The organism is Synergistaceae bacterium (genome assembly GCA_017444345.1).
Classification (GTDB): domain Bacteria; phylum Synergistota; class Synergistia; order Synergistales; family Aminobacteriaceae; genus JAFUXM01.
Window position 1 is genome coordinate 1 of record JAFSWW010000105.1, and the last position, 11525, is coordinate 11525.

The following is an 11525-nucleotide window of genomic DNA, read 5'->3' on the forward strand; positions in this document are numbered from 1 at the left end:
CTATGCTGCTTTCACAATATGCGGATAAAATTCGCGACATAATGACCGACACGAATATAATCAGCGTGAACACTAACGACGACCGCGAAAAAGTTACGGAATTATTCCAGAAATATGATTTTATGGCGATTCCGGTTGTCGACTCAGAAAATCATTTAGTCGGAATTGTTACAGTTGATGACGCTATGGAAGTATTAGAAGAAGAAAGCACAGAAGATTTTCACAAGATGGCCGCTATGCTTCCTATGGATGAGCCTTATTTGTCAATGGGAGTGCTTGAACTGGCAAAGAAGCGCGTTATTTGGCTGATGGTCTTAATGATTTCGGCGACTCTCTCAGGGCAGATTATAACGCATTACACTTCAGTATTTGAGGCTTTACCCGCATTAATTGCGTCTATTCCCATGTTAATGGACACCGGCGGGAATGCTGGCTCACAGTCTTCAACTTTAGTAATTCGCGGTATTGCTGTAGGTGAATTAAAGATTTATGACGCTCTGAAAGTTTTATTTAAAGAATTGCGGGTGAGTCTCTTAGTCGGGAGCGGCTTGGCAATAGTTAATTTTGCGTATAAATATATGCTCAGCGGCGATTTATTATTATCTATTACAGTAGGAATTAGCTTATTTGCTACGGTAATTTTTGCGCAGATAATAGGGGGTATGCTGCCTTTACTTGCTAAGGCTGTAGGATTTGACCCTGCTTTAATGGCTGCTCCGATTGTTACGACTATAGTAGACGCAGGGAGCTTGACAATGTATTTTGCTGTTGCCAGTAAAGTTATGAGCGTTTAGGAGATTTATTTATTTCTCACACGTGATATAATTCTTAGAGTTTAATTCAATAATTTATTGTGAAATAAAATAAAATAAAATTTATTTTCAGGAGGTTGTATTATAGCCATGAAGAAATTTTTAGCGTTAATACTCGTGTTAATTCTTGCAAGTTCAGCATTTAGTGCGAACACTCCGGCCAAGCTCAAGACTACAAGCCAGCTCAAAACAGAAAGACTCGCAGCACAGCGCGGCACAGTCGGGCAATACATAGCTGAAGATTTACTCGGAGACAAGAAGGGCGATTTATTGACGACTTACGAGAAATATGTAGATGCTGTATCGTCATTACTTCAGGGCAAAGTAAGAGCTATCATAATGGACGAAATGCCCGCGAAAAGATTTCTTGCATCAGTTGAAGGACTCGCTATTATGAATGAGCCTTTATCTGAAGAAAATTACGCGATGGGATTCAAAAAGGGTAATTCTGAATTACTCTCACAAGTTAATAAAGCACTCGCAGAAATCAAAGCAGACGGGACTCTTGATAAAATTTTCAAGAAATACTATGAAACTTTCTTAGCAGGGGACTCATCAAGCATTAAGCCTGAAGATATTGATTTCAACAAGGGGGCAAAGGGCGGCAAATTAGTTGTCGGAACTGAAGCGGGATTCGCTCCGTATGAATTAAAAGTAGGTTCGGGCTTTATCGGGATTGACGTAGAAATGTGCGCGGCAATTGCTAAGAAACTTGATAAAGAATTAGTAATTATCAATATGAATTTTGACGCGCTCCCGATGGCAGTATCTACAAATAAAGTAGATTTAATTTGCGCTGGTATCACAGTAACTGAAGAACGTAAACAAAATATGGACTTCTCAGATAATTACGTAGTCGGGGCAAAACAAGTCGCACTCGTAAAGGCAGATGACTATGAGAAATAATTATAATTCACGCAAAGGACTGGGCCGGGGTGATGTGCTTCTCGGCCTTGTCGCTGTATATTTAATATATTTGCTTTATGCGTCGGGATTCTTTACGGCTGAGGCATGGGCGGATTTCAACCGGAGATTTTATCAGAATTTCGTCAAAGATAGACGTTACATGATGTTAGTCGACGGATTGAAGGCTACAATTTTTATGACAACAGGAGCGACTATAATCGGGATAATTGTAGGCTTAATTCTTAGTGTGATTCGAGTAGCTCATAAGGGCGGCTTAAGAATTCCCGTTTTAAATTGGATTGCCGAGGCTTATATAACTGTCTTGCGGGGGACTCCGGCGATGGTGCAATTATTAATCTGGAATTTCACAATTTTTGCGTCTGCTAGAGATTTAAACACTCAATATATAGCTATTCTTGCATTCGGTCTTAATTCGGGCGCATATATCGCAGAAATTTTCAGGGGCGGAATCGAAGCAATTGACTCCGGACAAATGGAGGCGGCCCGCTCGCTGGGACTCTCTTATGGTACATCAATGAAGCGCGTTATTTTGCCTCAAGCGTTGAGAAATATTATTCCCATGTTATTCAATGAGTTTATTGCACTCTTGAAAGAAACTTCTGTAGCCGGTTATATCGGAATTGATGATTTAACAAGAGCCGGGCAAAATATTCAAGCGTTGACTCTTGAGCATTCACAGCCCCTAGTAATGGTAGCTATAATTTATCTTGTTATAGTAATGCTGTTAACTAAATTTGTGAGTAAATTAGAGCAGTGGCTCAGCAGAGGCAGAAGGAGGTAAATTTTTATGGCAGTAATCGAAATTAAGGACTTGCACAAAACTTTTACTCTTACTGACGGGCGGAAATTGCACGTGCTCAACGGCATAACTACAGAGATAAACAAGGGCGAGAAAATTGCAGTAATAGGGCCTTCAGGTTCGGGCAAAAGTACTTTTCTGCGCTGTCTTAACAGAATGGAAGAGCCGACATCAGGAACTATAAATTTTAACGGTGAAGATATTACATCAAAGAATTGCGATATTAACAAAGTCCGCCGCAAAATGGGAATGGTATTCCAACATTTTAATTTATTCCCGCATTTGACAGTAAGAAAGAATTTGACTCTAGCACCGGTTGATTTAAAGATTATGACTCAGGAAGCAGCAGACGAACGAGCTAAAATTTTGCTTGAAAGAGTCGGACTTGCTGACAAAATTGACGAGTGGCCGGAAAGATTATCAGGCGGTCAGAAACAAAGAGTAGCAATCGCACGAGCTATGGCAATGAATCCCGACGTGCTTTTATTCGACGAACCTACAAGCGCATTAGATCCCGAAATGATCGGCGAAGTTCTTGATGTCATGAAAGAATTAGCGGACTCGGGAATGACTATGTATCTTGTAACGCATGAAATGGGATTCGCTCATAAAATTGCGGACAAAATATTATTTATTGACAAGGGCATTATCAGCGAACAGGGAACGCCTGAAGAAGTCTTTGATCATCCTAAGCAGCCAAGAACTATAGAATTTCTCTCTAAAGTTTTGAGGCATTAATAAATAACTCCCCTTGCTTTTAACTCTAATAACTGGCAGGGGGAGAAAATTTTTACTCTTTCATAAAGTCAAGAAATATATAATCGCTGTTAAAATTTTTACGTATAATATTTATTGCTGCGTCAGATTTGTCTATGCCTATCCATTTGCGCCCGAGTTCATGAGCACATAATAAAGCCGCCCCGCTTCCTGCAAAACAATCAAGAATAGTGCTTTCTTTCAGCGAAGACTGGGCAATAATTAATTTCAGCATTTCGTGATTCTTTTCTGTAGGATAAACGGGATTTTGAGGATCTTTGAATGTCCATACATCTTGAATTTTTTTGCCGTCATGTTCATCAGCATATTTCTTGATTCTGGGATTGCCTCGCGATGACCATTCGATTTTGCCTTCTGAGTCTAATTTATCAAATTCGGCGGGATTTGTCCTCCAGTGCCGCCCCTCAGGAACGGGAATATTACGCCACGCACAGCCCGTTATGCCGTTTTGTGTTTCTCCGGGAGCATGAAGAGGGATCGTTGTATATCGCCTGCCGTTAGAGTCAATTTTCGGAAATCTACGCATTAATTCGTCCTGATTCATTGCAGATTTAATATCATTCCAAATATTATGCCGCGAATCTTTTGCGTAAAATAAAATCATGTCCTTCTCATTGCCCCATGCTCGCCTGTAAAAATTTTTTGGATTAGATTTTATTCGTGCAATGTCATTAATAAAATTGTCCGAGCCGAAAATTTCATCAAGAATAATTTTCACGTAATGTCCCATTTTGCAGTCAATATGAAGATATAACGAGCCTCGAAACGATAAAAGCTCATGAATCATAATTAAACGCTCATACATGAAAGCAAGAAATTTATCGAGCTGCATTTTGTCATTATATGCCATGAATTCTTTTATTGAACTTATAGAATTTGCACGTTTTTGCGAAATAAAGAAGTCTTGCATTGTGTTAAACGGGGGATCAATATAAATTAAATCTATTTTTTCACGGTAATAATTAAGCAGTACAGAAAGCGCAATAAAATTTTCGGATTTAATTAGATAATTTGCTGAGTCAGAAAAATTAATATTTATATTCTCTGCGGCAAATAATGCTTTATTCGATATTTCACTGCGAGTCGGCTTATTATCAAATATAAGTTCTACCATAATTTATAACGAGTAAAGAAATTCACGCAGCACAAGAGCTGATAATATATTGTCTTTAGGATGAGAACGCAGATATTTATACATTATTATTTAAGACAGGAACGCCTATTATATTTTTCTGAATCCAGTTCTTGAAAAGCGGACCCATTTGTCTGTTAGTTTCCTTAGGAGCTGAACACTTTTCTAGAATCGTTTCGATTCCCATTTGATATAAATTTCCTGCTATTCGGTTCACTGTTTGAGGGTTGCGCTTTATTGCCTCTCTATCATGACGCAAAAATGGAATATAAGAATCCTTCAGCGGGAATAACTCCGATTTTAATAACGTCTCAAGCAGCAAAATATTATCATGCTCGTTAAAAGCCTGCTTTATGTCATTAATTATTAAGCTCGAAATCTCCCGCCTCAAATTAGGATTCAACGGATAAACTTTAAAGAGTTCATCTAAATAATTTCTTTGCTGTGCAAATTCTATACTTTGTGATGTCCAGTAATTTATCATGTAAATATTATATTACATTAACGCTCATTTAAGACAACTTCACCGGCCTTAACTGAATGAGTCAGCCAGACATTTCCGCCTATCACGCAATTATCGCCGATTCTTGTATCGCCGCCCAGAATCGTAGCTCCTGCATAAATTATCACGTTGTCGCCTATATCCGGGTGTCTCTTTATGTCTTTAACGAGTGAGCCGTCTTCAGAAACTGCAAAACTTTTCGCTCCGATCGTAACATGCTGATATAATTTAACGTGCTTCCCGATTGTTGCAGTCTCGCCTATTACAACGCCGGTGCCGTGATCTATGAAAAAATATTCGCCGATTTTTGCGCCCGGGTGAATGTCGATTCCCGTTAATTTATGGGCATATTCTGTTATGATTCGCGCGATTAGATTTACACGCATTAAATAAAGCTCGTGGGCTATTCTGTAAGCACTAATCGCAATAAAAGCCGGATAAGAAAGTATTATCTCATCGAGACTCTTTGCTGCAGGGTCGCCCTGATACGCTGAAATTATATCAGTCATTAAAATTTTGCGGATACTCGGCAATTTCGCAATTAATTCATTAATAATTTTGCTTGACTCGTCATGATTGCCCGTTATTCTCGTGATTGAATGCTTTAAATTTTCACATGCAAGATTCAAATTTTCGAGTACGCTTATTTTTTCCGGATTCATGTGAGCAGGGAACATAGCAGCCAGTAAATTTTTGAATGCCGACTCTGTATGCTCGCGAATCCCGTTAAAAGACTCGCCGTCACCAGCTGCTAAATTTTCAAGTTCCTTGCTTGTAGATTTCAAGATTGTATCAAGATTCATGATTTATTCTGCAAATAATTCAGTTGATAAATATCTTTCGCCGTTATCCGGGAATATAGTAATTATATTTTTGCCCGAATTCTCCGGCCTCTGAGCTAATTTTATCGCAGCAGTCAAAGCCGCCCCCGATGAGATGCCCACTAATACGCCCTCAAGTTTGCCCATAAGTCTCGCGTTATTAAAAGCGTCTTCATTATTGACCGTTATAATTTCGTCGTATAAACGAGTATTCAAGACTTCAGGGACAAATCCCGCGCCTATTCCTTGAATCTTATGAGCTCCCGAACGTCCCGAAGATAGCACAGGAGAAGAAGCAGGCTCAACGGCAACAATTTTTATATTGGGATTCTGACTCTTCAAATATTCGCCGACTCCCGTTAAAGTTCCGCCAGTTCCTACACCCGCCGCAAAAATATCAACTTGGCCGCCCGTGTCTTGCCAAATTTCCGGCCCCGTTGTCTGTTTATGAATCTTAGGATTTGCAGGATTCACAAATTGTCCGGCTATAAAACTGTTCGGAATTTTATTCGCAAGTTCTGAAGCCTTCTCGATTGCTCCCATCATTCCTTTTGCGCCTTCAGTTAATATTAACTCTGCGCCGTAAGCTTTCATCAATTTTCTGCGCTCGATTGACATAGTTTCAGGCATTATTATTATTACGCGATACCCACGAGCCGCTGCCACTGAAGAAAGCCCGATTCCTGTATTTCCGCTGGTAGGTTCGATTATAACGCTGTCAGGTTTGAGCCGCCCTGATTTTTCCGCATCGTCTATCATTGATTTTGCGACTCTGTCTTTAACACTGCCCGCCGGGTTGAGATATTCAAGTTTTGCTAAAATTTTAGCCTGCAAATTAAAATATTGCCCGATTCGTGATAATTCAAGAATGGGAGTTCGGCCTATTAACTGATCTGATGACTTGTAAATCATATAGAGTCCTCCTAAAAATAAATATATACGAGCGCAAGAGTCTCGTTTACTTGAAAAAATTTTAATAGCGCAAAAAAGTTTTATAATTTAATCGTGAATTAATTTTGTGAAAGACGGCAGCAACAACAGCAGCATAATACTCCCTGAGTTAGTGCAAAGTTTATATAATTATACATACTGTTTTCACCCCGATAAATAAAAATTTTATTAGTGAATTATGACATGTAAAACTCATTTAATCAAGTGTAGAATACAATAAAAAATTTTTTCAGGAGTGTGATTAATTTTGCTTGAAGTAATTTTATCGTATATGCCTTATGCTCTTGTGAGTACTTCTACACCGGGACCGAATAATTTAATGTGCCTTTATTCCGTGAGTTCAGGAGGCTGGGCGGGAGGACTCAGACTTATATCGGGAATATTCACCGGCTGCACGTCGTTAATGCTGCTTGTATTATTTTTCTGTCATCAATTAAATCAATATGTGCCTGAAGTCGTGAATTATTTAAAATATGTCGGAGCAGCTTATATTGTATGGCTCGCAATACGTATAGCAATCAGCAAACCCGGAGCGAATCAAACACGCGATATAAATTTTAAAAGCGGCTTAATACTTGCATTCACGAATATAAAGATGCTGCTATATTTCATTACTATTTTTACGGCCTATATAATTCCGTCGGGCGCGGGTTTGTATGAATTCTTTGTACACGGGACAATAATTTTATCGATAAGTGCCGCAAACTGGTTCATATGGGGAGCAGCAGGGAGTCTCTTGCACAAGATAATAACGCGGTATTACAGACCGTTTAATATTTCAATGGGAATTATTTTATTATGGTGCGCAGTTAGAATCGTCATGAGTTAATGCAGCAAAAAAAGCGGGTCGACCATTCAAATCAAACCCGCTGCTTTGATTCATGAATTAAAATTTTTTGCGGTTTATTGCAAGAATTCCCACGAACACAAGCGAAATTATAATCATTCCTGAATTACATCCGCCGCCGCCCCCGCCGTAAACAGGATAATCAGGATAATACGGTTCAGAATCGGGACTCGTTTCCGGCACTATATCAGGACTCGGAGTCGGTGTTGGAACTGGAGTCGGAGTCGGCGTTATATTTTCTTGAGGTGTAGGAACTGCCCCGACATCTACGCTGACAAGTGCAATATAATCACCGAGTGAGGCTCTTATTGCCGCAGTGCCTTGTCTTAGTCCTATTATATGGCCGTCTTCTGTAATTCGCGCTATAGAATTATTATCTATGCTTATTTCCGTACCCATTAAGGGCGATGCAACATTATACATTCCTCCGTCTCTAGTTGTCGCGAAAAGAGGCAGAATAAAATCTGAACTCGTATTCAATAAAATTTTTGAGCCGTTAATAAATTCTAAGCTCTGAATGTTCGTTAAATTTGGCTTAATGACTAGTTCGACAGTATTAGAAGTATAAATTTTTCCGTAATCGCCTGAAGCAGCACAAGAAAGTTCATATACACCAGTCAAATTATTAGGAATAACAAAATTTGCTGAAAATGTTTTCTTGTCGCCCTCGTCATTGAGAGTAATTATTCTTGCGTCAGAGTCGCCATCCATGAATAAATAAACGCCGTTATTCATTTCTGTGTCAATCTTGGCCGTAAAATTCACCGTCTGAAGCTGATTCGCCGTTAAAGTGCTGTCTTGGCCGTTCACAGTCAAATTAAATTCTTGAGTGAAAATATTTGCAGTCTCGACCGGATTAATTACTGAAACATTTTTGCTCGTTCGTGGACTTGAGAATCTAGCAGAGACTCCGACTCCTGATGTATCAAATTTTGATGATGGGCCTTGTAATAATTGCACAACAAGTCCGCCTATATCGTCCTGTTTGCAGATTGAGACGTGATTATAATCTAAGCCGCTTTTTTCCGTAGAGCTTGAAAATTTTGATACTGCGCTTGACATTCCCACGGCTATATCGTAATCATCATCTCCGAATATAATTCTAAATAATGCAGACGGTGTACTAAATAAAGAAGGCATATATCTTAGAATCACAAAGAAAATTCTCGGTAAATCAAAAAATTGCAGAGAGTCTATATTTTCTCTGACTCTGCCGTAAATTACATGAATAGGCACACTTGAGCGGGAATTAAGCGAATTAATTAACTCACTGTTTACTGCTAAATCTCTTAGGCCGCTTTGTGCATATGTAAAATGACTCTGTACAGATCCCTTCACTAATGCGAGCACGCCTCTAACAAATAAGTAATCAGGATCAAGCAAATCCGCTACAGTATCAGGTGCAAGAGGTGTATCACCATAAAGCGCGTAATTAGCCATAGGGCTGCCCTCATGAGGTGTAGCAATAGTAATAATTCTGCGTATTAGTCCCTGTTTATATGCGAGTGCCGAATTTTTTTGACCAGAGTCGGCCTGTAAAAATCTTCTCGCCATTAAGCCGCCCATGCTGTGAACTACTAAATCAACGCGAGTGCAGGCAATATTATAATGCTCATTTACAGCGTCAAGAACGTCAGCAATATGATAAAATAATTCGCTCCGTGAATTGTCAGGGATTTCGTCAATGGGCCCGTTAGTGTTCGTGTAATTCCAGCCTGAAATATAAGGATAACTGCCCCCGTATGCATTGTATAAAGAATTCCAAACGCCCGGACCTCCTACGTTAAAAGTCCCCGAATATCCCGTGAATTAATACGACCGGGACAGCTTGAATCTTTAACCCTAAAGGCGGGATATTTTCACTAATTCCTGAATTATCGGTGAAAGTCAAATTTACGTCAAATGCATGAGACGGGAATAAAATATTATTAGCCGGATAATTTGACGGAGATATAAGCACTGCAGACGCTTGATAGATTCCATTGCCTAGATCTGTAGTGCTGATTTCTATTTCAGTCCCGCCGCCGTGCCTGTTGAGATCTTCAAGAGTCCCGAATCCTTCAGGAATGGAAAATTTGAACGTCCCCGCCCTGTTTGATTGAGCGCGTAAAAATAATCTCGTGTTGCCGTCAGCAGTGAATCCTGATTTGCCGTAGTCTTCAAATGATAAATTATATATAAATGATTCAGTTATTTGTGTGTTATTCGTGCTGATATAGCCTGAAGAATTTATTTCACGTATTAGGCTGCTGGAGTCCCTGTCAGATCTAGTATAATCGTGCTGATTATTCATATAGGGCGCAAATTTTACGGTGTTGATTCTCTCAAGTGCGGCGACGTTTATATCACCGGTTGAGACTGAATATTGACTCCTTAAGTGCAATACTTTCATGAGACCTGAATATCCCCAGTAACGAATTTAAATATTCTTGAGTTCGTCAGGATATACATTATAAGTATAATCTTCGTCTGTATAATTCGGGAATAAATCACTAAGTGTTCTCTCATTACCATTTGAATCCGTCCATGTATATACTGCTGTTCTTGTTGTCTTAGTGAGAGGCTCATAGATTCTAACTGAATAAACATCTTCAGCTTCTCCGGTATATTCCCATAAAATTCGCCCATAACGGAAAATCATAATATTTTTATAATAGCCTTCATTCCAGCCCGGTATATCATCTTCAGGAGAATATCTCTCAAACTCGCCCGATGTAGAAATTTTGTGCAAATAATGATACACAAACAGACTTCTATCTGCGCCTATTTTTTTCCTTGCGCCGAAGTATACATTTTGAGTCGCTATCTCGTAACAAACGTAATGAGCCCCGTCAAAATCAGAAGGCACTGTAACCGACCATGTACGAGCCGGCGATTTCTGCCCAAATTCAAATAATCCGACTGTGTAATTATAATTGCCGTTATTTGAGACAATCAATAAACGTTCGGGGGAGTCAGCCACTGCAAAATCTCCGTCAAAATCAAATTGACATGACTCGGCATTTGATACTCCGCTGCGTGTGAGTTTGCGTCTGTAAATAGTATACGAATCGCCCGACAATCTATAATAAATATAAGCGACTCCGCCGGAATTTATGACATCCCAGTCTGATACTCTCCCCTGAATAGTCAAGAAATTATCTTTATTATATTGTCCGTAATTCCTATAGACGCGCGAAAATTCCCCGTCAAACTCAATATAATAAAATGTTCCCGCCCCGTCAAAATTAGGCCCGCCAAGATAAACGGAATTGAATTCGTCATAAAATTGCTGCGAGTAACTATTTTCTTCACCTTCAGAGATTCGCGGTCTTGGTATGCTTTGAGACGAACGGACACGATTACTATTTGAGGGTGTGCACATCATTGCCCCCGGGTGCGCTTGTGCCTGCGAGGTTAGGAGAAGAACTAGACAAATGAGAGCTGACAATAATAAAAATTTTCTGTGCTTCATTGATTATCTACTCCTTATGATAAACATATAAAATTTTAATTGATTTATTACATAAATTATAGGGGGGTACTGTCAATACTGAATTTATGAAATCCGCAGCCCGGTAATATTTCAAGACTGCGGAAAAATTTTTATTTATTCAATAACTCAAGCCATTTAGCTATATCTGATTTAAGAGTGCTGCCTCCTGAATAATGAACAGATAATCCTTCAGTTATGAGTGAATCCGGAGCGAGTTTTGCTATAGCTGTGAGACTCTGGCCAAATCTTCCGCCCCCGTGTGAGCAGAAAGGCATTATTATTTTTCCTGCAAAATTATATTCCTGCAAAAATGAAGCTATAGGCATGGGAATCGATGCCCACCAGTTAGGATAACCCAGCATTATAATGTCGTAACTGTCAAAATCTTTAACGTGTGATCTCAATTTAGGGCGGGCTTGTTTTCGTTGATCCTGCTGAGCCTGCCTCAAGACAGTATTATAACTTTCTGAGTATTCATTTAC

General features: G+C 39.4%; 13 protein-coding genes. 5 read left to right on the plus strand and 8 right to left on the minus strand.

What is annotated here, in order from left to right:
- From mgtE to IJS99_08510, 4 genes are all read left to right on the plus strand, one after another.
- Positions 1–794, plus strand: a 794-nt coding sequence (gene mgtE / locus IJS99_08495) for a magnesium transporter (protein ID MBQ7561853.1), incomplete at its 5' end; no start/stop codon positions are given.
- A gap of 108 nt (positions 795–902) precedes the next feature.
- Positions 903–1718, plus strand: coding sequence for a transporter substrate-binding domain-containing protein (locus IJS99_08500; GenBank protein ID MBQ7561854.1), 816 nt, complete (start codon positions 903–905; stop codon positions 1716–1718).
- Positions 1708–2520, plus strand: a complete 813-nt coding sequence (locus IJS99_08505; protein ID MBQ7561855.1) for an amino acid ABC transporter permease — start codon at positions 1708–1710, stop codon at positions 2518–2520. The genes IJS99_08500 and IJS99_08505 overlap by 11 nt, the downstream gene beginning before the upstream one ends.
- Positions 2521–2526: 6 nt before the next feature.
- Positions 2527–3276 (plus strand): amino acid ABC transporter ATP-binding protein, encoded by a 750-nt coding sequence (locus IJS99_08510; protein ID MBQ7561856.1) that lies wholly within the window; start codon positions 2527–2529, stop codon positions 3274–3276.
- Positions 3277–3328: 52 nt separating this feature from the next.
- On the opposite strand, the gene IJS99_08515 is transcribed toward IJS99_08510, so the two are convergent.
- The 4 genes from IJS99_08515 to cysK form a co-directional block, all read right to left on the minus strand.
- Positions 3329–4429, minus strand: coding sequence for a site-specific DNA-methyltransferase (locus IJS99_08515; GenBank protein MBQ7561857.1), 1101 nt, complete (start codon positions 4427–4429; stop codon positions 3329–3331).
- A 76-nt stretch (positions 4430–4505) separates the two neighbouring features.
- Positions 4506–4931 (minus strand): hypothetical protein, encoded by a 426-nt coding sequence (locus IJS99_08520; GenBank protein MBQ7561858.1) that lies wholly within the window; start codon positions 4929–4931, stop codon positions 4506–4508.
- 17 nt (positions 4932–4948) lie between these two features.
- A complete protein-coding gene (locus IJS99_08525) occupies positions 4949–5752 on the minus strand; it encodes a hypothetical protein (GenBank protein ID MBQ7561859.1) in 804 nt (267 codons plus the stop codon).
- Between the two features lie 3 nt (positions 5753–5755).
- Positions 5756–6682, minus strand: coding sequence for a cysteine synthase A (gene cysK / locus IJS99_08530; protein ID MBQ7561860.1), 927 nt, complete (start codon positions 6680–6682; stop codon positions 5756–5758).
- Positions 6683–6968: 286 nt separating this feature from the next.
- On the opposite strand from cysK, the gene IJS99_08535 reads away from it, so the two are divergent.
- Positions 6969–7550 carry a LysE family transporter gene (locus tag IJS99_08535; protein ID MBQ7561861.1) on the plus strand — a complete coding sequence of 194 codons (582 nt, stop codon included), beginning with the start codon at positions 6969–6971 and terminating at the stop codon, positions 7548–7550.
- A gap of 57 nt (positions 7551–7607) precedes the next feature.
- On the opposite strand, the gene IJS99_08540 is transcribed toward IJS99_08535, so the two are convergent.
- The 4 genes from IJS99_08540 to IJS99_08555 form a co-directional block, all read right to left on the minus strand.
- Complete coding sequence (locus IJS99_08540) at positions 7608–9290, minus strand: alpha/beta hydrolase (GenBank protein ID MBQ7561862.1); 1683 nt, start codon at positions 9288–9290, stop codon at positions 7608–7610.
- 61 nt (positions 9291–9351) lie between these two features.
- A complete protein-coding gene (locus IJS99_08545) occupies positions 9352–9960 on the minus strand; it encodes a hypothetical protein (protein ID MBQ7561863.1) in 609 nt (202 codons plus the stop codon).
- A gap of 27 nt (positions 9961–9987) precedes the next feature.
- Entirely contained in the window at positions 9988–10935 is a 948-nt protein-coding gene (locus IJS99_08550; protein MBQ7561864.1) for a hypothetical protein, read from the minus strand.
- Between the two features lie 218 nt (positions 10936–11153).
- A partial coding sequence (locus IJS99_08555; GenBank protein MBQ7561865.1) for a hypothetical protein occupies positions 11154–11525 on the minus strand: 372 nt, incomplete at its 5' end.